This window comes from Arthrobacter cheniae, assembly GCF_003602275.1.
In the GTDB taxonomy this organism is placed as follows: Bacteria; Actinomycetota; Actinomycetes; order Actinomycetales; family Micrococcaceae; genus Arthrobacter_D; species Arthrobacter_D cheniae.
The window spans coordinates 174,274-199,072 of sequence record NZ_QZVT01000007.1 but is presented as its reverse complement, the minus strand read 5'-3'; the positions used below and the strand labels follow the sequence as shown (position 1 = coordinate 199,072).

Annotated in this window: 23 protein-coding genes and 1 pseudogene; 13 read left to right on the top strand and 11 right to left on the bottom strand. The window is 66.7% G+C overall.

The window, feature by feature from the left end:
- Positions 1-370 (bottom strand): annotated as a pseudogene (locus D6T63_RS14280) (hypothetical protein); the annotation flags it as partial.
- Positions 371-557: 187 nt separating this feature from the next.
- Between D6T63_RS14280 and D6T63_RS18990 the strand changes: the two are divergent.
- From D6T63_RS18990 to D6T63_RS14265, 4 genes are all read left to right on the top strand, one after another.
- Positions 558-863 carry a hypothetical protein gene (locus D6T63_RS18990; RefSeq protein WP_147394383.1) on the top strand — a complete coding sequence of 102 codons (306 nt, stop codon included), beginning with the start codon at positions 558-560 and terminating at the stop codon, positions 861-863.
- A gap of 244 nt (positions 864-1,107) precedes the next feature.
- Positions 1,108-1,284: a CsbD family protein gene (locus tag D6T63_RS14275; protein ID WP_120149719.1), complete on the top strand. Its 177-nt coding sequence runs from the start codon at positions 1,108-1,110 to the stop codon at positions 1,282-1,284.
- A gap of 434 nt (positions 1,285-1,718) precedes the next feature.
- Positions 1,719-3,026, top strand: coding sequence for an Nramp family divalent metal transporter (locus tag D6T63_RS14270; RefSeq protein ID WP_120149718.1), 1,308 nt, complete (start codon positions 1,719-1,721; stop codon positions 3,024-3,026).
- Between the two features lie 143 nt (positions 3,027-3,169).
- Positions 3,170-3,352 carry a hypothetical protein gene (locus D6T63_RS14265; protein WP_120149717.1) on the top strand — a complete coding sequence of 61 codons (183 nt, stop codon included), beginning with the start codon at positions 3,170-3,172 and terminating at the stop codon, positions 3,350-3,352.
- Between the two features lie 74 nt (positions 3,353-3,426).
- Here the strand turns inward: D6T63_RS14265 and D6T63_RS14260 are convergent, their stop codons facing one another.
- Positions 3,427-3,981, bottom strand: a complete 555-nt coding sequence (locus D6T63_RS14260) for a GNAT family N-acetyltransferase (protein ID WP_120149716.1) — start codon at positions 3,979-3,981, stop codon at positions 3,427-3,429.
- A gap of 93 nt (positions 3,982-4,074) precedes the next feature.
- Positions 4,075-5,877, bottom strand: coding sequence for a bifunctional metallophosphatase/5'-nucleotidase (locus D6T63_RS14255; protein ID WP_220725943.1), 1,803 nt, complete (start codon positions 5,875-5,877; stop codon positions 4,075-4,077).
- Positions 5,878-6,038: 161 nt separating this feature from the next.
- Between D6T63_RS14255 and D6T63_RS14250 the strand changes: the two genes are divergently transcribed.
- Positions 6,039-7,019, top strand: a complete 981-nt coding sequence (locus tag D6T63_RS14250; protein WP_235830768.1) for an alpha/beta hydrolase — start codon at positions 6,039-6,041, stop codon at positions 7,017-7,019.
- Between the two features lie 22 nt (positions 7,020-7,041).
- Here D6T63_RS14250 and D6T63_RS14245 read toward each other — a convergent pair whose 3' ends face one another.
- Positions 7,042-7,425, bottom strand: a complete 384-nt coding sequence (locus D6T63_RS14245) for a hypothetical protein (protein ID WP_120149714.1) — start codon at positions 7,423-7,425, stop codon at positions 7,042-7,044.
- Positions 7,426-7,696: 271 nt separating this feature from the next.
- Here D6T63_RS14245 and D6T63_RS14240 point away from each other — a divergent pair, with 271 nt between their 5' ends.
- Entirely contained in the window at positions 7,697-8,356 is a 660-nt protein-coding gene (locus D6T63_RS14240; RefSeq protein WP_120149713.1) for a dihydrofolate reductase family protein, read from the top strand.
- A gap of 33 nt (positions 8,357-8,389) precedes the next feature.
- On the opposite strand, the gene D6T63_RS14235 is transcribed toward D6T63_RS14240, so the two are convergent.
- Positions 8,390-9,157: a type 1 glutamine amidotransferase domain-containing protein gene (locus tag D6T63_RS14235; RefSeq protein WP_120149712.1), complete on the bottom strand. Its 768-nt coding sequence runs from the start codon at positions 9,155-9,157 to the stop codon at positions 8,390-8,392.
- 208 nt (positions 9,158-9,365) lie between these two features.
- Between D6T63_RS14235 and D6T63_RS14230 the strand changes: the two genes are divergently transcribed.
- Positions 9,366-10,385, top strand: a complete 1,020-nt coding sequence (locus D6T63_RS14230) for a DUF808 domain-containing protein (protein ID WP_120149711.1) — start codon at positions 9,366-9,368, stop codon at positions 10,383-10,385.
- Between the two features lie 53 nt (positions 10,386-10,438).
- Here the strand turns inward: D6T63_RS14230 and D6T63_RS14225 are convergent, their stop codons facing one another.
- Genes D6T63_RS14225 through D6T63_RS14210 form a run of 4 tightly spaced genes read right to left on the bottom strand, consistent with a single transcriptional unit; the run spans position 10,439 to position 14,314 of the window.
- Positions 10,439-11,002, bottom strand: coding sequence for a dihydrofolate reductase family protein (locus tag D6T63_RS14225; RefSeq protein WP_120149710.1), 564 nt, complete (start codon positions 11,000-11,002; stop codon positions 10,439-10,441).
- A 47-nt stretch (positions 11,003-11,049) separates the two neighbouring features.
- Entirely contained in the window at positions 11,050-11,946 is an 897-nt protein-coding gene (locus D6T63_RS14220) for an alpha/beta fold hydrolase (RefSeq protein WP_120149709.1), read from the bottom strand.
- On the bottom strand, positions 11,943-12,794 hold the full coding sequence (locus tag D6T63_RS14215) for an SDR family NAD(P)-dependent oxidoreductase (RefSeq protein ID WP_235830767.1): 852 nt from the start codon (positions 12,792-12,794) through the stop codon (positions 11,943-11,945). Before D6T63_RS14215 ends, D6T63_RS14220 begins: the two co-directional genes overlap by 4 nt.
- Entirely contained in the window at positions 12,791-14,314 is a 1,524-nt protein-coding gene (locus tag D6T63_RS14210; RefSeq protein ID WP_120149708.1) for a flavin-containing monooxygenase, read from the bottom strand. Before D6T63_RS14210 ends, D6T63_RS14215 begins: the two co-directional genes overlap by 4 nt.
- A 69-nt stretch (positions 14,315-14,383) precedes the next feature.
- On the opposite strand from D6T63_RS14210, the gene D6T63_RS14205 reads away from it, so the two are divergent.
- Positions 14,384-15,394, top strand: coding sequence for an AraC family transcriptional regulator (locus D6T63_RS14205; protein ID WP_120149707.1), 1,011 nt, complete (start codon positions 14,384-14,386; stop codon positions 15,392-15,394).
- 305 nt (positions 15,395-15,699) lie between these two features.
- Positions 15,700-16,014: a DUF6457 domain-containing protein gene (locus D6T63_RS14200; RefSeq protein ID WP_120149706.1), complete on the top strand. Its 315-nt coding sequence runs from the start codon at positions 15,700-15,702 to the stop codon at positions 16,012-16,014.
- A 9-nt stretch (positions 16,015-16,023) separates the two neighbouring features.
- Here D6T63_RS14200 and D6T63_RS14195 read toward each other — a convergent pair whose 3' ends face one another.
- Together D6T63_RS14195 and D6T63_RS14190 are read right to left on the bottom strand one after the other, a co-directional pair.
- The gene (locus tag D6T63_RS14195; protein WP_120149705.1) at positions 16,024-17,322 is read right to left on the bottom strand and encodes an MFS transporter; all 1,299 of its coding nucleotides are present in this window, start codon (positions 17,320-17,322) and stop codon (positions 16,024-16,026) included.
- Between the two features lie 147 nt (positions 17,323-17,469).
- Positions 17,470-19,881: an FdhF/YdeP family oxidoreductase gene (locus tag D6T63_RS14190; RefSeq protein WP_120149704.1), complete on the bottom strand. Its 2,412-nt coding sequence runs from the start codon at positions 19,879-19,881 to the stop codon at positions 17,470-17,472.
- A gap of 234 nt (positions 19,882-20,115) precedes the next feature.
- On the opposite strand from D6T63_RS14190, the gene D6T63_RS14185 reads away from it, so the two are divergent.
- From D6T63_RS14185 to D6T63_RS14170, 4 genes are all read left to right on the top strand, one after another.
- On the top strand, positions 20,116-20,673 hold the full coding sequence (locus D6T63_RS14185; protein WP_120149703.1) for a MarR family winged helix-turn-helix transcriptional regulator: 558 nt from the start codon (positions 20,116-20,118) through the stop codon (positions 20,671-20,673).
- Positions 20,670-22,529, top strand: a complete 1,860-nt coding sequence (locus D6T63_RS14180; RefSeq protein WP_120149702.1) for an MFS transporter — start codon at positions 20,670-20,672, stop codon at positions 22,527-22,529. The genes D6T63_RS14185 and D6T63_RS14180 overlap by 4 nt, the downstream gene beginning before the upstream one ends.
- 101 nt (positions 22,530-22,630) lie before the next feature.
- Complete coding sequence (locus D6T63_RS14175; RefSeq protein ID WP_120149701.1) at positions 22,631-23,365, top strand: glutamine amidotransferase; 735 nt, start codon at positions 22,631-22,633, stop codon at positions 23,363-23,365.
- A gap of 55 nt (positions 23,366-23,420) precedes the next feature.
- On the top strand, positions 23,421-24,713 hold the full coding sequence (locus D6T63_RS14170) for an NAD(P)/FAD-dependent oxidoreductase (protein ID WP_120149700.1): 1,293 nt from the start codon (positions 23,421-23,423) through the stop codon (positions 24,711-24,713).
- Positions 24,714-24,799 lie beyond the last annotated feature (86 nt).

Here is a 24,799-nt window from a genome sequence, read left to right as displayed (position 1 = left end):
GGTTGGGAGCAGATACCCAGTACAGCTTGGGCATGGTGCCGCCCCAGAGTTTTGTCCAGTATTTGACGTAGTCGGCGCAGTACGCGGTGTCGTATTGGAAGTCGCCGAGTCCGAGGAACGCGTCGATCTCCTCGTCCTGCACGAGCTGGGTGATTGCGGCACCGTTGCGACCGGATGGGCTACTGCGCTTGGAGGTCTTGGGGCCGTTCATGTCACCGACAGCGGCGATCTGAACAGCACCCGCAGGGGGCTCGGACTCGTTGGGCGGCTTCGGAGTGGGGGTGCAACCCGCGAGGGAGAGCACCAGGAGGGCTGCAACGGTCGTGGTGACACTCGGGAAGAATCTGGGACGAGGGAGTGGTGACTTCATTCAATAACCCTTCGAGAAGCCGGACCGCAGGTGGCCTCCCGAGACAGCCAGTCGCACCGGTTCCCTCGATGTTCCTCAGGCCGGGTCTGGCTGTCAAGGGTGCTCGATGCTCCTGAAGATGCCCTAGGGGATCACCACGGTCGAGACCGGAGGACCGGAAGGCCGGAAGGCCGGAAGGTTGTGATGGATGCGTCCGTTGACGAGCTTCAGCAGGCGGGCATATGCCGACCGCGTCGGCAGCCATTGCCGCTTTTTCCGCACCACCACCGGCCTCGTCGCCGTACAGGCAATGAATTCTCCTCATGAGGCAGGGCACCGGACGGTGATCCTGCATTGCCCAGGAGTCACCGTGCACGACCTCGAAAAGACCCTTCGCTTACCCCTGCTTCTCGCGCTGTCTTTCACAGCCGGAGTTGCGCCCGCCGGAGCTGAACAGGAGGTGAAGGACCTCTGCGAGATGCTCGACGAGGTGGCAAAGTACATCGGGTCCTGACCTGTTCATTCGGTAGGGCAGTCAGAAGTGGAGGGCCTGATGGTGCTGCCGCAGGCGGCTGGTTCGGACTGCTTGATGACAGCAGGGGACACGCCCGCTTCGGCCAAGTTCATCACCGCAATTTCTGTGAGGTCTGCAGCAGCAGTCATCACCAACACTCTTGTGGTGGGGGTGCCTAGACTTGGCGTATCAGCTCTGACGTGCTGATCGCATGACCACTGAAGTCAACCGTTAGGAGAGCATCATGGGACTCGATGACAAGATCAGCAACGCCGCGCAGAAGCTCGGCGGCCAGGGTAAGGAAGCCGCTGGCAACGCGACCGGCGACGAGAATCTGAGGGCTGAAGGCCGGGGCGATCAGACGAAGAGTGACCTCAAGCAGGCCGGCGAGAAGATCAAGGACGTCTTCAAGAAAGACTGATGTTCTGCCCGCCCGGCGGCTGGTCCAGCCGCCGGGCGTCTGCCGGACACAAGGGGAGTGCGTCGAACATCGGGCGCGCTCCCTTTTTCTTGCTCAGGCGGTGGTCCGGCCGACGCACGCAGTCGGCGCACCACCAGCAGTTCCAGCTGAGCTCCAGCAGTCCACACCGATATCTATCTTGCTGGGTCCGCGGATACCTGCAGGCAAGGGTGATCGTCCACCGCCGCTGGCACCGCCCGACGCCGTACGACCCGCAGTATCCGGGACCAGGCGCATCGGACGGTCGAGTCGTTCGGAGGCAGGTCCGAAGTCCACCGTTCGCACCATCCGTGCGCTTCGCACCGCTGGTGCGAAGGACCTTCGTGGAAGAATGACCGAGGTTCGCGGGACTCGACGCAGTCCGGGCCAGGAAATGCTCAACGAAGAGGAGTCGAATGTCCGGCGGAAGCAACATGCCACCAGGAAAGCTCGACCACGCCGACCGCGTGGATGACGACGGCGGCAAACCCGCCAAATGGAGGATCGTCGGCCCCGGCCTCGTGGTTGCGGCGACGGGTGTGGGGGCCGCGGACATGGTCGCCACCCTGGTGGCCGGCTCCCGCTACGGTTACGGGCTGCTCTGGGCCGTGATCCTCGGAGTCGTCCTGAAGATCGTGCTGGTGGAGGGGGCAGGTCGATTCACCCTGGCTACGGGATACACCATTTTCGAAGGCTGGCGCTCCCTGGGCCGCTGGACCACGTGGTACTTCGCCCCCTATGTCATGATCTGGGGATTCGTCTACGGGGCGACGGCGATGTCCTCCGCGGCGCTGCCCCTGGCCGCCCTGTTCCCCGTCCTTCCGCTCTGGGCCTGGGCGATCCTCATGGGCCTGCTCGGGTTCGTGATGGTGTGGTTCGGAAGGTACGACACGTTCGAGAAGATCACCGCGGCGCTTGTCGGGATCATGTTCGTCACCGTCGTGGGCCTTGCGATCATTGCCACCCCCAACATCCCCGGCATGCTTGCAGGTCTGGTCCCCCTGATTCCCGAGGGCGGCATCCTTTACACGCTGGCACTTGCAGGTGGTGTCGGCGGAACTATCACGCTGGCGGCGTATGGCTACTGGCTCCGGGAGAAGGGCTGGTACACGCCCAAGTGGATGAAGGTCATGAGGATCGACAACACGATGGCGTACGTGATGACCGGCATCTTCGTGATCTCCATGCTCATCGTCGGGGCCGAAGTGGTGCGGTCCGCGGGAGTCAGCCTGAGCGCGGGCGACGAAGGGCTGCTCGACCTCTCGACCGTGCTGCGCGACGAATACGGCGACGTCGTCGGAATCGGTTTCCTCGTCGGTTTCTGGGCCGCCTCGTTCTCCTCGATCATCGGGGTCTGGAACGGTGTCTCCCTCATGTTCGCCGATTTCTGGGGGAATATGCGGGGGAAGGAATCCGGCCATCCGGACACCCGGGTGGGCGGCAAGTACTTCAAGTTCTACGTGCTCTGGCTGACCTTCCCACCGATGATCCTCTTCGCGTTGGGCCAGCCCATCGGACTCATCCTGGCCTACGGTGTCCTGGGATCACTCTTCATGCCCTTCCTGGCGATCACCCTGCTGGGACTGCTCAACGGCAAGCGAATCCCGAAGAAGTACGCCAACAAGCTGCTCGGCAACATCGTGCTGGCGATCATCGCGCTGCTGTTCATCGTGCTGGGCATCAACCAGCTCGTCGGTGCTCTGGGGCCGATTCTCGCCGGGTAATAGCGTGACGAGACCGGCTTCGTCCACCGGACGTTCAGATCTCCCCTGAAGGGCCCATTCGCCGACCGACGGCGGGTGGGCCCTTAAGGTGGGTACTGCGGAAAATCTTCGCAGCTTCATCACGTCATGTGAGGTAGGGCATCATGCCGAACGATTCCGAAAAGGACCCGCAGGACATCAGGCCGCACCACGAGCCCCCGGTGTCCCAGGATGAGACGGGGACCGGGGCCGACGGCGATACGGCAAAGGATCCGCTCGAGGAGTTCAAGGACGCCCCGGCTCTCGAAGTCGACGAGGACAGCCTGGTTGCGCCCGAGAACAGCTGACGCTGCTGAATTCACCGCTCTCGACGTCGGATCCAGCAGGCACGGCGTCGTCGGCTTGGCTGGCATCGTTCGCGTCAGGCGGTGCTCGTCGATCTCGCGGGGAGCGCCTGCTCCATGATGAAGTCGTCCTCGAACCGGTCCCCGAGTCGGAATCGCTTGGTGCCGACGACGCGGAAGCCGTTCTTCGAGTAGAAGCGGATGGCGCGCGCGTTCTCCTGGTTCACGCCGAGCCAGACGCCGGGCCGGCCCGATTGCCCGGCGAGGTCCAGCGTTGCCGCCATCAGTGCTCCGGCCGACCCGCGACCGTGGTGGTCGGGGCGCACGTAGAACTTGCTCAGTTCGACGATCGGTGAGATGGAGAGCGCCGCAAGCACGTCCGTGTCCGAGGGCTGATCCAGGACCACCATGCTCCAGCCCGCAATCCTGTGCTCCTCGCGGAGGCAGAGGACCGTGTGACCCGGCAGGGCGATGGTCGCGGCGAAGCGCTCGGGTGAGAGGTGGGTGTCGATGTGCCGCTGGATGTCTTCGGGCGGCGAACCCGGAGGGCAGGCCAGGGGGAAGGTGACGGCGGCGCAGTCAGCCAGCGCAGCTGCATCCCGTACCGTCGCCGTCGAGATGTTGATGGTCATGCTTCCAATCTAGGTCGAACGCGCAGCAGGGCGCGTTCCGGAGGTCCGCGCCCTGCTGCCTGGTCCCGCCGTTGCAGGCCGGTCTGTCTTGGTCTAGTTGAAGACCGGCTCCCCGTTGCGGGTGAGCTTCCAGTTCTCCTGGAAGAAAGTGGCAGGGTCGATGGTGCCTTCTGCGATCAAATAGTCGATGAGCAGCTGGCGGATCTCCGTGGTCTGGTTCACGAGGACCGGAGCCGTGGCGATGTGCGGGAAGTTGCCGCCGCCCGACTGCCGGTAGTTGTTGGTGGCCACGGCGAAGCGCTGGGCCGGATCGACCGGCGCGCCCGCGTAGCTCAGGTTCACAATGCGCTGACCGGCGGGTTTGCTGATGTCGATGTCGTAGGAGACACCGGACATCATGTCGTAGTTGTAGTCGGGGGTCCCGGCGGCGTTGGTCAGCGTCGCAGGATCGACCGGAGCGCCAAGGGCGGTCTGGTTGAAGTACTTCGCCGAGTATTCGAGGTAGTCCTTGACCTGGGCGCCGGTCAGCTCGACGCCGAAGAGCGTATTCGGGAAGACGTACAGTCCGGCCATGTCACGGATGGTCACAGGCCCCTGGGGGATGACCGCAGCGCGGTTGAAGGGAGCCACGATGGACAGGACGGGAAGGTCCGCGTTCGGCGTTCCTTCGAGGGCCCGGTCCACGGCGCCCGCCTGGACGCTGTCCACGAAGTCCATGACAGCCGTGTCGCGGATGCGGGATTCGGCGGCGGACATGGTCTGGGTGGCGGTTCCGATCGCCGTGTTCACGTAGTCGACGGTAGTCCGGTGCTGCTCGGCTGCAATCGCGGAGATCTTCGGATCAGCCGGCACCGTGTTGGTGTTGAGTAGTTCCGAGTTCGCCGAGGTGACGTCCCACTGGCCGCGAACCCTGGTCAGCTCGAAGTCCATGACGGACAGGCGCATACCCCAGTTCTTCGGCTCGGTGAGAAGCACCTGCTCGCCGGTCTGCTGATTGGTGACGAAGCGCTCCGGGATCTCCTGGTGCTCGTGGCCCGCGAGGATCGCGTCGATCCCGGGAACCTGCTCGGCTATCAGGGTGGAGGCGTTCTCGACGGGCAGCCCGCCTCCGTACGAGGAGGTGCCGGAGGGGCCGGCGTGCGAACTGACGACGACGACGTCCGCGCCGGCGGACTTCATCTCGGGAACATATTTCCGCGCCTGCTCCACCATGTCGAGGAATTCGAGGTCCCCCTCGACGTTGTTCTTGTCCCAGATGGCGCTACCGGGGGTGGTGAGTCCGAGGATGCCGACCCTGATGGGCTTCTCGCCCTTGAGCTTCACCGTCCTGATGACGTACGGCGTGAACGCGTCCTCTCCCGTGGCCGCGTCCTTGACGTTCGCACCGAGTAGAGGGAAGTCGAGCTGCTCCTCGTACGTGCGCAGGAGGGGGATCCCGTAGTTGAACTCGTGGTTGCCGAGTGTGGTTGCGTCGTAGCCCAAAGCGTTCATGGCGGCTGCCATGGGGTGGGTCTCGCCGGTCTCGTCCACGGGCTCTACGCTGGCGTAGTAGTCGGTGAGCGATGTGCCCTGGATGGTGTCGCCGTTGTCGATCAGCAGTGTCGACTCCTCGCCACGGTCCGCTCGGACCTGGTTGACGAGGGTGGAGATCTTCGCGAGTCCGACGTCGTTGTGCGCTGCGTCGTCGTACTCCGCGTTGGTGAAGTAGTCCCAGTTCTCGATGTAACCGTGGAGGTCGCTGGTACCCATGACGGTGATCGAGACCGTCGGCTCCTTGGATGTGGTGCTTCCGCCGGGAGCGGCGGTGGCTGCGGGTGCGAGCGCGAGTGCTGCGGCGCAGCCGACGGCGACGGCCGCGAAAGTGCGGCGGTGTGCCGTGGTGGAACGTTGTGACACGTGGGATCAGCTCCTGTAGTGATGCGGTGGCGACAGCATAGCGGTGACCGATGACACACTGGTGACGGGGACCTTACGGTCGACCGACGCGGCGGGGCTGCGGGCGGGCGATGGAGTGCGTAGGAGCCCGACCAGCGGAATCAGGTCAGGGAGGACCACCAGTGACGACGAAGGCAGAGCGGCAGGACGCATACCGCGAGGATATTCTGGGCTCCGGATATGAGGCACGGACGCTTCCGCTCCAAAGTGATGACGAGGGCGAGGCCGTCGCGACCCTGGTTCGTCGCCGTGTTCCAGGAGGCTCGCAAAGGGCCGTGCTGTACGTCCATGGGTTCGTGGACTACTTCTTCCAGACCAACCTGGCCGATGCGTGGCTCGAGGCGGGCTTCGACTTCTACGCCCTGGACCTTCGCAAGTACGGCCGCTCCCTCCTCGCGCACCAGACCCCGAACTACATCACCTCCCTGGGGGAATACGACGAGGAACTCGACGAAGCCGCCCGCATCATCCGCGATGAGGAGGGCCACGGGGTCCTCGTGGTCATGGGCCATTCCACCGGTGGGCTCGTCACCTCCCTGTGGGCGCACCGGCGTCGCGGGCGCGGCATCGTCGACGCACTCGTCCTCAACAGCCCCTGGTTCGACCTCAACGCCAGCCTGTTCCAGCGGACGCTCGGTACTGCTGCGGTCCATCGGCTCGGTGCCCTCAGGCCCCGCGTCGTCGTCGGCAAGCTCGGATCCGCCTACGGGCATCACCTGCACCGCGAAACCGGTGGGGAATGGACCTACGACCTCGCGTGGAAACCGCACGGCGGCTTCCCGGTCGTCGCGGGATGGCTGGCCGGTGTCCGTCGTGGTCACGCCGAACTGAGCCGAGGGCTCGCCATCGACTGCCCGGTCATGGTGGCGTGCTCCGATGCCACCTCCGACCCGGTGAAGGAACCGGGAAGGATCTCGTCTACGGACGTGGTGCTCGACGTCGCCCACATCGCGGGACGCGCCCCGCTCCTCGGGCGGCTCGTCACCCTGGTCCGCATCAGGGGAGGCATCCACGACCTCACCCTCTCGCCCGAGCCGGCCAGGTCCGAGTTCTTCGCCGAGCTCACGCGGTGGCGCGAGGCCTACGTCCCGAACGGGCGTTGATACCTGCTCGGGGAAGGCGCTGTCAGGCCGGGCGGCGGGTCGCCAGGCGGTCTGCGAAGGCCTGCTCCTCGCACAGCGCCGAGTGGGCCATCGTGAAGACCCTGGCGTCGGAGCGCAGTTGCCCGATGAGGCCCAGCGCAGTTCCGGCGTCGAGCTGGTCCGGCGCGAGGAGCAAGGCCGTCGTCGCCTGGATTCGGCCCGCGCCTGCTGTTGCCGCGGCCGCCTGCAATCCTTTTACGGCCTCGTACCACTGATCCTGGTCGGGGCTCTTGAAGGAGCGTTCGATGACGAGGATGCGCTCATCGAGCAGATCGGTGAACCGGGAGACGAAGGACGTCGCTGCCCTCGATGAGCCGGTCTCGGCCGCGAGCCTGGAAAGAGCCGCCATGTCGATGATGGGCTGCACCTCGGCTCCTTCCATGCTGTGTGAACCGGTGGAGGGTGCCCGGACACGCTCTGTCCTGGTCTCCACCCTGATGTCCAGTCTCGTGCCTGAACATGAAGCCGGGACGCAGGAAGACTCGGGCTTTCCTCAAGAACAGCCGAGTGCCCGTCCCGGTGACGAGCAGCGCGCTTCCCGTATACATCGCGGCGCGCTTCTCCTATCGTCGGTCCTGAGTCATCGGGTTCGATCACCTGGAAGTGACCTCCACGCGACAAGCACTTCAGGAGATGGCATGTCCCTCGTACGGGTGCACAACTTTTCAATCTCCCTCGACGGCTTCGGCGCCGGCGAGGGCCAGCAACTCGACGCTCCGTTCAGTCATGCAGGGTCACGGCTCATGGAGTGGGCTATCGGAACGCGAACCTTCCGCGAGATGGGCATGCCCGGGGAGTCCGAGCCGTCCTTCGGCGTCGACGATGCGTTCGCAAGCAGGACGGGTCCCGGAGTCGGCGCGGAAATCATGGGGCGCAACAAGTTCGGCCCCCAACGCGGTCCCTGGAAGGACGAGGAATGGAAGGGGTGGTGGGGCGACAACCCTGTCTTCCACACCCCCGTCATCGTCCTGACTCACCACCCTCGACCGGTACTCGAGATGGAGGGCGGAACGACCTTCCACTTCGTCGACGCCGACCCCGTCGCGGCGCTCGACCAGGCACGCACCCTGGCCGGTGACCTCGACATCCGGATCGGTGGCGGAGTCAGGACGGTCCGACAATTCCTCGAGGCCGATCTGATCGACCATCTGCACCTCGTCCTCGTGCCGATCGTCCTCGGCCGAGGCGAACGGCTCTGGGAGGGCCTCGAAGGACTCGAGCAAAGTTTCGACGTCGAAGCGACCCCTTCTCCTTCCGGGGTAATCCATCTGGTCTTCACCCGCCGCAAGGCCCGGTGAACCGACCACGGGCAATGGCGCGTGGTCCCGGCATCAGTGTTCGGTGCTTGCCGCGTCAGCTTTCTCGGCGTCCCTCTCCGCGCGAAGGGCCTCCGTCTCGTGCTGTTCCTCGGCCTTCTCCTGATGGATGGTCACTGCGAAGAGCTTCTCCATCTCCTTGGCAACGCCGGCGGCCGACGCGGGGTTCTGGCCGGTCACCAGCCGGTCGTCGACGACGACCTTCTCCTCGAAGACGTCAGCGAAGACATGGGTAGCACCCTGTTCCTGGATCCGGTCCGCCAGGAAGAACGGGATGACCTTGTCCTTGCCAGCAGCGACTTCCTCCTCGTTGGTGAAGGCGGCCATTCTCCGGCCCTCGACGAGGCGGAACCCGTTCCCCAACTCCACGTTCACCAGGCCGGCGGGTCCGTGGCAGACCGCACCCACCAGGCCGCCGGCGTCGTAGACGCTGGCCACCAGGTTCTGCAGGCCTTCGCTGTCCGGGAAGTCCCACATGGTGCCGTGGCCGCCCACGAGGTAGACGGCGTCGTACTGGGCGGGATCGATGACGTCGACGCGCGCGGTGTTGTAGAGACCGGCGCGGGTGGTTTCGTCCTTCGTGAAGGCGACCTGGATGGGATCTGCCGAGTCCACCTCGTCGCGCGGAGGTTGGCCGCCCTGGATGGACGCGAAGTCGACGAAGTGCCCCGAATCCTTGAAGATCTTCCAGGGATGAGCGGCTTCGGCCACGTTGTAACCGGTCTTTTCTCCGGTGTCGCCGATCTCGGAAACGCTGGTCAGTACCATGAGGATTTTCTTCATGAAGGGTCCTTTCGTCGAGCTTCCACCCTACGCGGGCCACATCCGGGCCCGCGAAGGGTAGGGCGATGGCGATACCCGGAGACTTCATCCGACTACCGTTCGACGTGCACGGCTGCCTGCCCCAGTAGACTCTGTGCATGCCGATCACGCGCCTGCCCAGTGGCATCCCCGTCCAGCAGTCCTCCCTCCAGCAGTGCGGGTGCGAGCTATGAGCGGTGGTCTCGTCGCGCTCCTGGATGACGTCGCAGCTCTGGCCCGCATAGCGGCCGCCTCCGTGGACGACGTCGCTGCCGGGGCAGCAAAAGCGGGGGTCAAGGCGGCCGGCGTGGTCATCGACGACGCCGCTGTCACCCCCCAGTACGTGTCCGGGGCGGATCCGTCCCGCGAGCTGCCGATGATCAAGAGGATCTTCTGGGGCTCGCTGCGGAACAAGCTCGTCATCATCCTGCCGGCGCTGCTGCTCATCAGCGCTTTCATCCCGGGGATCATCCCGTTCATCCTCATGCTGGGCGGCACCTATCTCTGCTACGAGGGGGCGGAGAAGGTCTGGCACAAGCTCCGCGGCCATCACGAGGCCGAGACGGCACCGGCGGTCGAACGGGGCCCGGAGGCGGAAGCCAAGGTCACCAAGGGCGCCATCACCACCGACTTCATCCTGTCCTGCGAGATCATGGTCATTTCGATGACAGAGGTGGCCGACGAGTCCCTGTGGGCCCGGGCGCTGATCCTGATCGTCGTCGCGTTCGCGATCACGGTGATCGTCTACGGTGCCGTGGCACTCATCGTCAAGATGGACGACATCGGCCTGCACCTCACCACCAAGGACTCCGCGGGCTCCAAGCGTCTCGGTGAGCTACTTGTGAAGGGGATGCCCGCCGTGCTGACGGCGATAACCTTCGTCGGAACCATCGCCATGCTGTGGGTCGGCGGTCACATCATGCTGCAAGGGGTTTACGACCTCGGGTGGCACGCGCCGTATGACCTGGTCCATGTCCTCGAGCACCCCTTCGTCGGAATCCCCGTCGCGGGCGGCTTCCTCGCCTGGCTCGTCAACACCCTGTGCTCGGCCATCCTCGGACTCGCCTGGGGCCTCGTCGTCATGGCGATCGTGCACCCGCTGATGAAAGCGCTGCCGTTCGGGAAGAAGGGCGAGCACGAAGAGGGCGACGTGCGCGCCGCGATCTCCGGCTATCGGTCGAAGAAACAGGACCCCGACCCCGTCTCCTAGCCCGGTACGACTAGTTCGGTACGACGCCTGGCTCGGAACGACGTCGTGGAGGTTCAACCGACCCCATGCCCGACGTCGTAGCTCAGGACGGCGAACTGCCCCTGCTGCTCGACCGCGCGGAGCGTCAGCCGATGCGATTCGACGCGCAGCGGGAGCAGCGGTGCCCCTGCCGTGAGGGCCACGGGCGCGACGGCGATCTGCAGCTCGTCGAGCAGGCCTGCTGCCAGGAACTGCCCGGCGAGGTCGCCTCCGCCGACGATCCAGATGTCCTTGCCGTCTGCTGCCTCGCTGATCCGACCGAAGGCATCACGGACGTCGCCCGATACCAGCCGCACGTCCGCGGCTTCCGGGACGGGGAGGTCACGCGAGGTGAAGACGAACGTCGGGCGCTCGCCGTACAGCGCCGTCCACTTGCCCGGCTCCTTAAGCAGGCCCTCGAAGGCGAGGACCCACTCGTACGTCGTCGAGCCCTCCACGAGTACTCCGACCGAGGTGAGGAAGCGCTCGTAGTGCTCCGGCGCCGGCGGCTCGACGGCGAACAGCCAGTCGAGCGAGTTCTGCTCATCCGCGATGAAGCCGTTGATGGTCGAGGCGGTGTAGAAGATGACGCGCGTCATGGCTTATCTCACCATGTGTTGCGCCGCCGGGAAAGGGCCAGGTCGCCTTACGGAGAACCCGCCTCGACGCCCTTGATGAACGTCCGGACCATCGCGTCGAACTCCTCTTCGCGCTCGATCTGCGGCATGTGCCCGCACTTCTCGAACAGATGGAATTCCGCGTGCGGAAAGACGGTCCGCGCATGGTCGAGGTGCGACGCCGGCAGCACGCGGTCCTCATCGCCCCACACCACGAGAGTGGGTTTCCGTTGCGCCGCCACGACGCGCAGCAGCTCGTTCCGCCAACGCCGGCGCACTCCGCGGAACGTGCCGAGGTGCCGCGCGACGGCGAGCAGGACGTCGTCGTACACGGGGTTCCCGCCCACGCGCTGCGCGTGGTCGAGGCGTTCCTCGGTGACGAATCGCTTGTCGTAGAAAAGTGCACGCTCGGTGCGGTACGCGGCCTTCCTCGACTTGTCCTTCATGAGCCTCTTGCCGATAGGCCGGACGGCCAGGAGCCGCAGGGCGATCGTGACCTCCTTGCCGAAACCCGCACTGTTCACGAGCACGAGGCTCCGGACGCGCTGCGGCTCGAGCGCGCTGATCTTCATGGCGATCGCTCCGCCGAGGGAGTTGCCCACCACGTGCAGGGGCCGGTGCTCCCCGAGGATGTCCAGTGCCGCGATGACGAACCGTGCCATGGACTCCAGCGAGTAGCGCCCCTCCGTCCGCTCCGACAACCCGAAGCCCGGCAGGTCCACGCTGATCACCCTGTGATCAGGCGCTAACCGGCCGTACAGCCCCTGCCAGTCCTCGAGGCTCCGGCCGATCCCGTGCAGTAGGAGGACCGGAGGCTGCGTCCGGAGGCCGTCGTCACGGTAGCGGACGCGCACGCCGAGGACGTCCAGGACGCCGTCGTCGTGCTCGGCCACGTCCCCTGCCCCGTGCCGCTTCGCCCCGCTCATCGGCGGATCTTCCCGGCGAGGCGGGCGAGCTTCGTGGCCTGCCGCTCGAGGGTCCCGAAGGACATCGGTGCAACGCGGGCGACGACGTCGGGTACCTTCGCGCTGAGGCCGATGAGCAGCCGCGGCCTGCGCGTCTTCACGGCCTCGAGCATGAGTTCGGCCGCCTTGTCGGCAGGAAAGGTGAGGAGCTTGTTGAAGTCGTCCTTCGCCTTCTTCACGTCGAGCGTGCTCAGGTTCCCGCCGATGCGGGCGTTGAGGGCGATGTTGGTCCTGATACCGCCGGGGTGCACGGAGGTGATGCCGATGCCGCGGGGCAGCAGCTCGTTGCGGAGTGCCTCGGTGAATCCGCGGATCGCGAATTTGCTGGAGGAGTAGGCGGTCTGGCCCTTGGGTCCCACGAGGCCGAACAGGCTCGAGACGTTGACGATGTGCCCGCCCGGACCGATCCGCGGGAGCAGATGGTGCGTCAGCAGGACGGGTGCGTGGAAGTTGATGGCCATGACCCAATCGAAATCGTCCATGCTGATCTGGTCGAACCTGCCGGCCAGGGCTACCCCGGCGTTGTTGATGAGCAGGTCGACGACGTCCGTCGCGGCGAGCAGGTCCGCGGCCAGCCGCTCCACGGCGTCGCGCTCCGACAGATCGGCGACGAAGGTCCGCACGTTGCTGCCGGGATAGGTGGAGCGGATGGAGGAGGCGACGACCTCGAGCCGTGCGGCGTCGCGATCGACGAGCAACAGGCTGCTCCCGCGCTCCGCGAGACCGCGAGCGAGGTGCTCGCCCATGCCGGCCGCGGCTCCCGTGACGACGGCGGTGGCATCGGTGAACTGGAAGGGGCGGATACTCACGCGTGGATCTCCTGGAGGTCGGGGACGGGGGTGTCGGTGGGTGGTGCGGGGTTGTCGAACACCATGTTCCTCGCGAGGTTCCCTCGCAGCGCGGTGGGGGCATCGAGCAGGTAGTTCTGGCGCATGATCCAGGGCTGGCGGTCGCCCTGCTTGGGGAACGCCGAGACGGCGCGCTGCACGTAGCCCGACGTCAGGTCGAGGATGGGCCGGGCCTTCATGTCGCTGTCCGCAGCGGGCGCGCCGTAGGCATGGCCGTGGCGGTCCATGTAGTTGATGAGGCGGCAGACGTATCGCGAGCTGAGGTCCGCGCGGAGCGTCCAGGACGCGTTGGTGTAGCCGACGCAGAGCGCGAGGTTGGGCACGCCGCTGATCATCAGCCCCCGGTACACCCACGAGTCGCCGAGGTCGACGGCCTTCCCGTCCACGGTGAAGGCAGCACCGCCCAGGGGCAGCATCGACAGGCCCGTGGCCGTGACGACGACGTCGGCCTCGAGTTCCTGCCCGGAGGCCAGCCGGATGCCGGTCGGGGTGAAGGTGCCGATGGTGTCCGTGACCACGGAGGCTTGTCCTGACTTCATGGCCTTGAACAGGTCAGCGCTGGGCGCGACGCAGAGTCGCTGGTCCCACGGGTTGTAGGCGGGAGTGAAATGCTCGCGGACGAGCTCCTCGTCGCCGAGGATCCGGGCGGTCTGCGTGCGGATCAGTTTCTTCGCGACCTCCGGGCGCCGACGGCACAGCTGGTAGAACGCCTGGGTGAACAGCACGTTCTTGGCCCGGGCGACATGGTGTGCGACGCCGGCGGGCAGGTGGCGGCGCGCTGCATCGGAGAATTTGTCGCGGCTCGGCACGGCGGTGACGTAGGTGGGGGAGCGCTGCAGCATGGTCACGTGGCCCGCGTCCCTCGCCATCGACGGCACGAGTGTTACGGCGGTGGCACCGCTGCCGATCACCACCACACGCTTGCCCTTGTAGTCGAGGTCCTCGGGCCAGAACTGCGGGCGGACGATCTCGCCGGTGAAGGAGTCGATACCCGGGAAGGACGGCTCATACCCGCGGTCGTAGTCGTAGTAGCCGCTGCACAGGTAGAGGAATCCGCAGGTGAGCCGGCGTCGCGCGGTGGCGCCGTCGTTGTCCGTGACGTCCAGGTCCAGGGTCCAGCGCGCGTCCTCGGATGACCAGGCTGCGCTGATCAGCCTGGTGTGGAAGCGGATGCGCTCGCGGATGCGGGGGTCGTCAGCGGTGGCGCGGATGTAGTCGAGGATCGACGAACCGTCGGCGATGGCCTTCGCCTCGGTCCACGGGCGGAACGGGTAGCCGAGGGTGAACATGTCGCTGTCCGAGCGGACACCCGGGTAGCGGAACAGGTCCCAGGTGCCGCCGATCGCGCTCCGGGACTCGAGGACGGCGAAGCTCTTGCCGGGAAGTTCCGTGGACACGCGGTAGGCGGCGCCGATGCCGGAGAGGCCGGCTCCGACAATGACGACGTCGAGGTGCTCCGTGGCGCCTTGGAGGGATTTCATCCCTCTATTATTCGGCGGTGGCGGTCCTGGCACTTGACGTGGGGCGACAGCTATTTACCCTTGTACGACATGAGCTCTGTCATCAGGTCGGCCGGGATGCGCGGCTTCCGCGACGTTGTCGAACAGTTGGGGGGCGACGCCGAGGCCCTGGCCGCGCAGTTCCGGGTGCCGCTGGACGCGCTCGACGGTGATGACGTACTCGTGTCCGACGTCGCCATGGCGAAGCTCCTCGAGGGGGCGGCACGGGCGCTGCCTTGCCCGGACCTCGGCCTGCGGATCTCCGAGTACCAGGACATCGGCATCCTCGGTCCGCTCGCGATCGCCGTGCAGAATTCGCCGACGGTCGGTGCGGCCCTCGGATGCGCCTCCCAGTTCCTCTTTCTCCACAGCCCCGTGCTGCGCTTCACCATCGTCGCCGATCCGGAGGGGCGCGCCGGCGACGTCGGCCTGTGCTACGGGTCTTCGGAGGGGCCGCCGCCCCGCCAAGCCACCGACGCGATCCTCGCGTTCTCGCACCGCATGATCCGCTTCCTGGTGGACGGGCACTACGCTCTTCACTCGGTCCATCTGTCCCACCTCCCGAAGGCGCCCGCTTCCCGCTACACCGAATTCTTCGGCGCCGAGGTCCGGTTCGGCCAGTCCGCCTCGCTGCTGCGCGTGCCCCGGAGCCTGCTCGACCGCCCTTTGGCCGGGGTGGACGAGACGCTCCGTGAGATTGCCCTCGACTACCTCCACAGCCACTTCCCGGAGCCGGGGCGGGTCGTCGCCCCGCAGGTCCGGACCGCCATCGACCGCATGCTGGGCACGTCACCGCCGCGGATCGACTCCGCAGCGAGGCTCCTCGGGATGCATGCCCGCACCCTGCAGCGTCGGCTCGCCGCCGAGGGCACCTCCTTCGAGTCCCTGCTCGACGACGCCCGGCGCGATGCGGCGTTGCGGCTGCTGACCCGGACGGACCTGCCGCTGCAGCAGATCGCCGGGCTGGTGGGGCTGTCCGAGCAGTCGGCCCTCACCCGGTGCGTGCGGCGGTGGTGCGGCACGACGCCCAGTGTCGTCCGTGCCGGCGGGACGGGTGCCTGAGGGCCCCCACCTACACTGACAGGCAGGACCGAGCGGCAGGACGCACCGGCTGGAAGGGGGAGCGATGGCAGGAATCACCAGCGCCGACGTTGCGCGCGAAAGCGGTGTCTCGCGCACCAGGCCGTTTGGGAGTTACATCCCCGGAACTTTGCTAAGTCAAGTGAAGGCTGAATCCGGCCTGTGGGAGCTCCTCGTTGAAGGGTCGCCGGGCCGGTGCTAAAGCTTGGGGGAGCGGTGCCGGCGTCAGCCGGCGGCTGCAACGTGCACCTGTCCCGCCCCGACCGCATCCGACCCGAGGAGACACCATGGCAACGCCCGACGACGAAGAGCGCACCCTCAGCGAGTGGAGCCGCACCCTGGCACAGGCCCTTCAGGTGCTGGACCTCGAAGTGGACCACCCGCGCATCGTGGAACTCGCCGAGCGGTCGGCCCGCGATGTCTCACCCCATGCCGGCGCCATCAGTGCCTTCATGGTCGGCTACGCGGCGGGTACCGTCACCACCGATGGCCGCGAGGAGACCAGTGCCGCCGTCGAGAAGGCCGCCAACACCGTGATGACCGTCCTGCAGAGGAGCGAGGAGACGCAGGAGGAGAAGGGCTGGACCGGCTCGGCGCAGTAGGGCCCCTCGCTATGCCAGGAGCGGGTCCTTCGTCCGTGCGGCAGAAAGGCGCGTGAGCGTCCAGGCCAGCACGACGGCGACGGGTACCGCTGCGATGGCGCCCAGGCCCGAGTAGCCCAGCAGCACCAGGGCCGGACCGGCGAGTGCGCCGCCCAGGGCTCCGGCGAGGTTCATCACGAGGTCCGATGATCCCTGGACGGGTGCGCGCTCGCTGACGTCGACGGCGCCTGCGAGGAGCGCGGACGCCGAGACGATGCAGGCCGACCAGCCGAAGCCCAGCAGGATCAGGCTCGCCGTCACCCCTGCCTCGGATTCCGAGCCCCGCCAAGCCGTCAGGAGCGCGACGAGCAGGAGCACCTGGCCGCAAAGGATGCCCTGCGTGGTGCCGACGCGGTCCGCGATCCAGCCGAACACGGGGGACAGGGCGTACATCCCGGCCACATGCAGGCTGATGGTCAGTCCGATCACGGACAGCCCCGCCCCGTGGTCATGCAGGTGCACCGGCGTCATGGCCATCACGGAGACCATTGCTGCATGACTGACGGCGATGGTCACGACGGCGAAGCGTGCACCAGGATTGCGGGCGAGGATGGCCAAGCCGCGCTGCTTCCCCGGCGCTGCATCCTCCGCCGGGCGGTCCGCGGCCTGATGGCGCAGGGCGGTCAGCAACGGGTCGGGACGCAGCCCCAGGGAGTAGACGATCGCGGCGGCGACCTGCGCCGCTGCGGTGAAGACGAAACCCCCGCTCAGGGGCGGTATGCCGAGGACCCCCGCCACGACCTGCCCCGGTTCGAAGAGATTTGGGCCGAGGACGGCTCCGATGGTCGTGGACCAGACCACGACGGCGAGGCTGCGCCCGCGCGTCGACTGGGTAGCGAGATCGGTCGCCGCGAAGCGGGCCTGGAGTCCTGTCGCGGCCCCTGCCCCGAGGAGGACGAGTGCCACGAGCAGGAGTGGGAAGAGGGAGAGCGAGGCCGCAGTGATGGCGAGCAGCGCGCCGCAGCACGAGATGAGGGAGCCCGTAGCGAGCGAGATGCGGCGTCCCCGGCGCTGGGCAAGCGTAGCGAGGGGAACGGCCGCGGCGGCGGCGCCGAGCGTCGCCATGGTCGCCGCCATTCCGGACCATGCGCTCGAGCCGGACGTCTCGGCCGCGAGCAGTGCCCCGAGGGACAGCGTGGCGCCGGCGCCGACGCCGCCGAGGATCTGGGCGACAACGAGCACACGGATCACGCGGCGCTGCTGGCTCCCGTCCTGCCCGGGCTGACGGCTACCGTCCTGCTCCTGCTGCCGATCCCGGTGCCGATGCATGGGCCCGCCCCTCGTGGTCGCTGTGACCGGTGCAGTCTATCGGCGGGAGCGGACCGACCAGGGCCGCTCCCGCCCGATGACTGATCTGCCCGCCTCATGAGCCCGACGAGGCGGACGTGCGACGCCGGGTCCTGGCGGGGCCGCGCGTCAGGCGTTCGCTGCCTCCGCCGCCTTCACCGGCGTGCCGGCACCAGGAAAGCCGTCCGCCTCGGCATCGGGCGCCGGCGCCGTGGCGACGGCGTGGTGCTCCGAGGGCGCCGTATGCGTGCTCGGCTCGAAACGCACGATGACCTGCTTGGAGGTCGGCGTGTTGCTGCCCTGCGCTACATGATCCAGTGGCACGAGCACGTTTGCCTCCGGGTAGTAGGAGGCCGCGCAGCCGCGCGCTGTCGGGTAGGACACCACCCGGTAGGCGCGGAGCACCCGCTGCACGCCGTCGTCGTACACGCCGTAGATGTCCACGTTCTGGCCGTCCTTCAGGCCCAACTCCGTGATGTCCTCGGGGTTGATGAACACCACGTGCCGGCCCTTCTTGATGCCGCGGTAGCGGTCGTTGTTGCTGTAGATGGTGGTGTTCCACTGGTCGTGGGCGCGCAGCGATTGCAGGATCAGCGTGCCCTCGGGGCGCTCGAGGTATTCGAGGTCGTTGACGGTGAGCACGGCCTTGCCCGTCGGCGTGTTGAAGGTGCGCGAATCCCTCGGGCCATTGGGCAGGATGAAGCCGCCCTTCTGCCGGATTTTCCGGTTGTAGTCCTCGCAGCCCTCGACCACATGCGCGATGTGCTCGCGGATGAGGTCGTAGTCCTTCTCGAAGCCCTCCCAGTCCGCGTTGATCTTCCCGTCGATCGAGGCGCGGGCGAGGCGGCTGATGATCGCCGGCTCGGAGAGCAGGTTCTCGGAGACGGGCTCGACGCTGCCCCAGGAGGGATGGACTGCGCACACGGTGTCCTCGACCGAGACAAACTGGACGCCCGTCTCTTGGCGGTCGATCTCGGTGCGGCCCTTGCAGGGCAGGATCAGCGCCTCGTCACCCGTGATGAGGTGGGAGCGGTTGAGCTTGATCGAGATCTGCACGGTCATGTCGGTGTTCTGGAACGCCTTCTCCGCGACCTGCGTGTCCGAGATGGCGGAGACGAGGTTCCCGCCGAGGGCGATGAGCACCTTGACCTTGCCGTCCCGCATGCGCCGGATGGACTCGACGGCATCGGCGCCGTGCTCGCGCGGCGGCTCGAAGCCGAACTCCTTGCCGAGGGCGTCCATGAACCTGGGCGGCATCTGCTCCCAGATGCCCATGGTGCGGTCACCCTGCACGTTGCTGTGGCCGCGGATGGGGGAGGCACCGGCACCGGGCTTGCCGATATTGCCGCGCAGGAGCAGAAGGTTGATCATCTCCTTGATCGTCGCGACGCCCTTCTTCTGCTGGGTGATGCCCATCGCCCAGGTGATGATGACCTTGTCGGCGGCAAGGTAGCGGGCGGCGAGCTCGTCGATCTCCTCGGTACGCAGTCCCGTGGCTTCGAGGACGGTGGCCTCGTCCAGTTTCAGCAGGTACTCGCGCAGCTCGTCCAGGCCCTCACAGTGCTCCTCGAGGAAGGCGTGGTCCAGCACGGTGCCGGGATTCCTGGCCTCGGCCTCGAAGACGCGCTTGGACACGGCCTGCAGGAGGGCCATGTCGCCGCCGAGCCGGATCTGGAGGAACTGGTCCGCGATCTCGGTGCCCTTGCCGATGACGCCCCGCACCAGCTGCGGGTTCTTGTAACGCTTGAGGGATGCCTCGGGGAGGGGATTGACCGCCACGATCTGCCCGCCGTTCCGCTTGCAGCCCTCCAGCTCGGTCAGCATACGCGGATGGTTCGTGCCCGGATTCTGGCCCATAACGATGATCAGGTCTGCGTGTGCGTAGTCGTCGAACGTGACGGTCGCCTTGCCGATACCGATGGTCTGTCCCATGCCCCAGCCGGAGGACTCGTGGCACATGTTGGAGCAGTCGGGCAGGTTGTTGGTGCCGAAGCCGCGCGCGAACAGCTGGTACAGGAAGGCAGCCTCGTTCGAGGTGCGACCACTGGTGTAGAAGGCGGCCTCGTCCGGTGAATCGAGGCTCTTCAGCTTCTTCCCGACGATCTCGAAGGCCTCATCCCAGCTCACGGGCCGGTAGTGGTCCTCGCCGGCCGGCTTGTAGACGGGTTCGACAATGCGCCCCTGCATGCCGAGCCAGTACTCGGAGCGCTCGCGGAGGTCGCTGATCGAGTGCTCGGCCCAGAAGTCCTTGGAGATGATGACGGGCGCCGCCTCCCAGGTGACGGCCTTGGCACCGTTCTCGCAGAACTCGAAGGTCTTGCGCTTGTCGGGATCCGGCCAGGCACAGCTCGGGCAGTCGAAGCCGTCCTTGTGGTTCATCTTGAGGACGGTCTTGAGTGTCCGCTCTATACCCATGTGCTCGATGGCGGGCTTCATCGAGTAATAGACGCCAGGCAGGCCTGCCGCCCACTCCTTCGGCCGCTTCTCGACCTTGAGGTCCTTCTCGTCGACTTCCTCTACGCGGGGTTCCTTGCGCGTCATGGCGAACGTCCTCTTTCGCGGCCCGGGTGGGCACTCTTCGACAGGTGATCCAACTGCCCTTGTACAACAGGCCTAACAGGGCGCCGGGCGCGACCGCAACCACTCCGTGCGTCGTCGTCGGTTGCTTGACGCGCTCGCTGGAGGGCCTGCAGGGTAGTTTACTTAGTTGACCTAACGAAACGGCGAGAGTACAGTTACTTAGAGCAACGAAGTAAACGAGTTCGGGAGTATGCCATGTCGGTCAACCAGCACACAGCTGCAGAGCTGGTGCACAACATCTTCGATCTGCAGCGTGCCCTGCGGGGCATCACCGCAGCCGGCATGAAGTACTCGGATCTCGGTCCCGCGCACACGGGTGTCCTCTTCTTCATCGGACAGGGCGAACCGCTGCGAGCGTCCGCACTGGCCGCCAGGCTCGGGATCGGACCGTCGGCCCTGAGCCGCCAACTCGCCGATCTCGAGCACTACGGCTTCGTGGTCCGCTTGCCGGACCCGCTCGACGGCCGCGCCTGCCAGCTCTCGCTCTCCGGGGAGGGGCAGGCGTATCTCGCCGAGACCTACGAGCGGCGGGCCGAGACACTGCGGAACATCCTCTCCGAGTGGACCGAGGATGAGGCCGAAGCGGCGTCATCGTCCGTGCAGCATCTGACCGCAGCCTTCCGTTCCGCCTCGCAGCAGCCAGGGGGAGGGCGTACGGACGCCCTCAGGACCCCACGCACCACCCACAGCACGGGCAACGACGGCCGTCACCATCCGGACCCCTCGTCCAAGATCACCAAGGAAGAACGATGACGGCTACCCATTCCACCCGGGAGAAGGCCGCGGAGGTTGCCCTGCCGCAACCGACCGGCACCTCCCAGCAGCCCCGAACCGCCGAACCCATGGGCCACAGGCAGATCCTGCAGGCACTCACCGGCCTGCTCGCCGCCCTCTTCACGGCGATCCTGAGCAGCACCATCGTGGCGAACGCCCTCCCGACGATCATGAGCGACCTCAATGGTTCGCAGACGGATTTCGCCTGGGTCATCACCGCGGCGCTGCTCGCGAACGCCGCAACCACCCCGATCTGGGGAAAGTTCTCCGACCTGTTCGACAAGAAGGTGCTGGTGCAGGTCAGCATCGTCATCTTCGTGGCGGGCTCCGTCCTCGCGGGATTCGCGGAGACCATCCCCCTGCTGCTCACCGCACGCGTCATCCAGGGTGTCGCGATGGGCGGCCTCACCGCTCTGGCGCAGGCCATCATCGGGACCATCATCGCTCCGCGTGAGCGCGGCCGGTACTCGGGCTACATGGGCGGCGTCATGGCCGTCGCCACCGCCGGCGGACCGCTCCTCGGCGGGTTCATCGTCGACTCGCCCCTCGGCTGGCGCTGGACGTTCTTCGTCTGCGTGCCGCTCGCGATCATCGCCCTGATCCTGCTCCAGGTCACCCTGAAGCTTCCCGACACGCGTCGCAAGGCGCGGATCGACTGGCTAGGATCCATCCTCGTGACCTCGGGCGTGAGCCTCCTGCTCATCTGGATCTCCGTCGCCGGCAAGGAGGGCTACTACGAGTGGTTCTCCCGCGAGAGCGCCCTCATGGTTGGAGGCAGCGTGATCCTGCTGGCACTCCTCCTGGTCGTCGAGTCGAAGGTCGCCGAGCCCATCATCCCGCTCGCGATCATCTCCGAGCGCACCACGGCGCTGGCCATCATCGCCTCGATCGCCGTCGGCATCGCGCTGTTCGCCAGCTCGAGCTACCTCGGCCAGTACTACCAGGTCGCCCGCGGCGCGACGCCGACCGAGGCCGGCCTGCTGACCCTCCCCATGATCGCCGGCAACCTGATCGGATCCATCGGCGCCGGTCAGCTCGTTACGAAGTACGGCAAGTGGAAGAGGTACCTCGTCGCGGGTGCACTGTTCCTCATCGCGGGTCTCGGGTTCGCCGGAACCATCGATCACCTGACCGAACTGTGGCTGGTCGGCATCTACACCTTCATCTTCGGCCTGGGCCTCGGCCTGATGCTGCAGAACCTCGTCCTCGCGGTGCAGAACACCGTGGCGGTCCGGGACATCGGCTCGGCCAGTGCGTCCGTGGCGTTCTTCCGCTCGCTCGGTGGTGCCGCCGGCGTCGCCGTCCTGGGTGCCATCCTCGGTACGCAGGTGGAGGACAGGACCACCGAGGGACTTGCCGCAGCTGGAATCCCCACCACCGGCGGTGCAGCGGGAGGTTCGCTCGACCTCGTCGACCTTCCTGCTCCGATCGCCGACATCGTGCGCGCCGCCTACGGTGACAGCACGGCCATGATCTTCCTGATCACGGCTGTCATCGCGGTCGTCGGCTTGGTCTGCGTCCTGTTCATGAAGGAGACCCCGCTCCGCCGCACGGTCGATTTCGTCCAGGCCGCACCGGCCGGTCCAGCCGCATCGATGTCCCCGGCGGCCACGGGCACCACGCCCGCCGTCGTCGGAGCGCAGGGACATGCGGACATGCGGCCTGCCGCCGGCGAGCGGGCTCGTGCACACTCCGACGTCGTCGCCGTCCTTGCCTCCCACGGGCGGCACAGCGCAGGTCCGGTCGCCATCCTGAAGTCCGACGTCGATCGGGTGGCGCAGGAGCTGTCGGAGTTGAACGTCGACCTGTTCGAGCACGCGGGCAGCAATCGCTAGGTCCTACCTCCAGCGAACCGGCCATCGGGGCAACCCGGTGGCCTGTTCTCGTGGTCGGTCCGGCTCGTATCTCCGGACGCGCTGCCCAGTAGCATCGGAGGGTGAAACCGTTCCTGCTGCTGGCCACCCGCGCCGAGGACTACGCCGCCGACGCCGAGTACCAGAGCTTCCTGCGCTACTGCGGCCTCGCCGAGGGTGAGCTCCGGCGTATCCGGCTCGAGGCGGAGCCCCTGCCCACGCTGGACCTCGCGGACTATTCGGGAATCCTCCTCGGCGGTAGCCCCTTCAACTCCTCGGATCCGGAAGAGTCGAAGACCGAGGTGCAGGTGCGCGTCGAGCGCGAGCTCGGCGTGCTGCTGGACCGGGTGGTGCCCGAGGATTACCCGTTCCTCGGTGCCTGCTACGGGGTCGGCACCCTCGGGAGGCACCAGGGCGCGGTCATCGACACCACGTACGCCGAGCCGATCAGCGCCGTCGAGGTCACGCTGACCGACGACGGCGCGGCCGACCCGCTGCTGGCCGGGCTGCCGGCGTCGTTCGCCGCCTATGTGGGGCACAAGGAGGCGTGCGCGACGTTACCGGCATCGGCGGTGCTGCTGGCGTCGTCGGTCACATGCCCCGTACAGATGTTCCGCGTCGGGAAGAACGTGTACGCCACCCAGTTCCACCCCGAGCTCGACGTCGATGCGCTCGTGGGTCGGATCAGCACCTACCGGCATGCCGGGTACTTCCCGCCCGAGCAGGCCGACGAGTACATGGAGCGGGCCCGTGCCACGGTGGTGGACCAGCCCGAGGCGATCCTGCGGGCGTTCGTCACGAGGTACGCCCGGGGGTGACGCGACGCACCCTGTCGCCCGTCGGTGACGGGCGGTACTGTCGGATGGACAGGCCATGCAGGGCGACACAGAAGAGGTAGCTGTCATCGGATCCAGCACGAAGTCCGCACCCGCAGGCCGCACAGTCCCCGTCATCCCCGGCCCAGGGGAGAAACGCCACCACCAGGTGCTCATCATCGGTGGCGGCAATGCGGGCGTATCGCTCGCCGCGCGCCTGCGCCGGTATCGGCTGAAGGACATCGCGGTGATCGAGCCGCGCAGTCGCCACTTCTATCAACCGCTCTTCTCCCATATCGCAGGCGGGACGGCGGACGCGTTCGAGGCCGTGCGCCTGCAGTCCTCGGTGATGCCGCAGGGGGTCACCTGGATCCAGGACAAGGCCACGGACGTCAGTACCGGTGCCAACACGGTGCTGCTCGAGTCCGGTTCCGCCGTCACCTACGACCACCTGGTGGTCTGCCCCGGCATCCAGAACGACTGGTCCTCCATCCCCGGCCTCAAGGAGGCGATGGAAGGCCCGTTCGGCGCCTCGAACTACGAGTACGAGCTGGCACCGAAGGCCTGGAAGCTCCTCAAAGACCTGACGCACGGCACCGTGGTGTTCACCCAGCCGCCTGGTCCGGCCTCCTGTGACGGGGCGGCGCAAAAGCCCATGTACCTTGCGTGCGACCATTGGCGGCGCCAGGGCGTACTGGACGACATCCGGGTGGTCCTGGCCGTCTCGACGCCGACCATCTTCGGCATGGACCTGATCGACGACGAGCTCAACCGGAAGATCGCGGAGTACGGGATCGAGGTGCGCTTCAGCACCGAGCTCACGTCCGTCGATCCCGACGCCCGGACCGTCGACCTCACGAACACGATCGCCGGTACGTCGGAGACCCTCGGCTACGACGTCCTCCACGCCGTTCCGCCACAGTCCGCCCCCAATTGGCTGAAGCGCACGGACCTCCCTGCACCCGGTAACCGCGGCGGATTCGTGGAGGTGGATCCCGTGATCCTGCGGCACACACGCTTCCCCACCATCTGGTCACTCGGTGATGCCGCCTCCACCCTGAACTCGAAGTCCGGTGCCGCGCTGCGCATGCAGACGAAGGTCCTCGCGAAGAACCTGAAGGCCGTGCTGAAGGGCAAGAAGCCCACGTCGAAATACAACCACTACTCGGCCTGCCCCTTCGTCGTCAGCCGGAACACCGTGGTGTTCTCCGAGTTCGACGACAAGTACACACCGATGCCGACCGTGCCGGGCTGGAACAACCTGGCCCGCGAGCGGAGGCTGACCTTCATCGCCGAGCGCGTGGTGCTTCCGAAGGTCTACTGGAACCTGATCCTGCGTGGTCGAGCCTGAGGAACACACCCACCGCTGGTCATGACGCTGATGGCCCAGGGGATGCATGTTGAACCTCTCCGTGGGGGCAATATGCTCCCTTTCGA

Coding starts and splice junctions, on each gene's coding strand:
- D6T63_RS18990 (WP_147394383.1), top strand. CDS start 558: ATGCGTCCGTTGACGAGCTTCAGCAGGCGGGCATATGCCGACCGCGTC.
- D6T63_RS14275 (WP_120149719.1), top strand. CDS start 1,108: ATGGGACTCGATGACAAGATCAGCAACGCCGCGCAGAAGCTCGGCGGC.
- D6T63_RS14270 (WP_120149718.1), top strand. CDS start 1,719: ATGTCCGGCGGAAGCAACATGCCACCAGGAAAGCTCGACCACGCCGAC.
- D6T63_RS14265 (WP_120149717.1), top strand. CDS start 3,170: ATGCCGAACGATTCCGAAAAGGACCCGCAGGACATCAGGCCGCACCAC.
- D6T63_RS14260 (WP_120149716.1), bottom strand. CDS start 3,981: ATGACCATCAACATCTCGACGGCGACGGTACGGGATGCAGCTGCGCTG.
- D6T63_RS14240 (WP_120149713.1), top strand. CDS start 7,697: ATGTCCCTCGTACGGGTGCACAACTTTTCAATCTCCCTCGACGGCTTC.
- D6T63_RS14235 (WP_120149712.1), bottom strand. CDS start 9,157: ATGAAGAAAATCCTCATGGTACTGACCAGCGTTTCCGAGATCGGCGAC.
- D6T63_RS14230 (WP_120149711.1), top strand. CDS start 9,366: ATGAGCGGTGGTCTCGTCGCGCTCCTGGATGACGTCGCAGCTCTGGCC.
- D6T63_RS14225 (WP_120149710.1), bottom strand. CDS start 11,002: ATGACGCGCGTCATCTTCTACACCGCCTCGACCATCAACGGCTTCATC.
- D6T63_RS14220 (WP_120149709.1), bottom strand. CDS start 11,946: ATGAGCGGGGCGAAGCGGCACGGGGCAGGGGACGTGGCCGAGCACGAC.
- D6T63_RS14210 (WP_120149708.1), bottom strand. CDS start 14,314: ATGAAATCCCTCCAAGGCGCCACGGAGCACCTCGACGTCGTCATTGTC.
- D6T63_RS14205 (WP_120149707.1), top strand. CDS start 14,384: ATGAGCTCTGTCATCAGGTCGGCCGGGATGCGCGGCTTCCGCGACGTT.
- D6T63_RS14200 (WP_120149706.1), top strand. CDS start 15,700: ATGGCAACGCCCGACGACGAAGAGCGCACCCTCAGCGAGTGGAGCCGC.
- D6T63_RS14195 (WP_120149705.1), bottom strand. CDS start 17,322: ATGCATCGGCACCGGGATCGGCAGCAGGAGCAGGACGGTAGCCGTCAG.
- D6T63_RS14190 (WP_120149704.1), bottom strand. CDS start 19,881: ATGACGCGCAAGGAACCCCGCGTAGAGGAAGTCGACGAGAAGGACCTC.
- D6T63_RS14185 (WP_120149703.1), top strand. CDS start 20,116: ATGTCGGTCAACCAGCACACAGCTGCAGAGCTGGTGCACAACATCTTC.
- D6T63_RS14180 (WP_120149702.1), top strand. CDS start 20,670: ATGACGGCTACCCATTCCACCCGGGAGAAGGCCGCGGAGGTTGCCCTG.
- D6T63_RS14170 (WP_120149700.1), top strand. CDS start 23,421: ATGCAGGGCGACACAGAAGAGGTAGCTGTCATCGGATCCAGCACGAAG.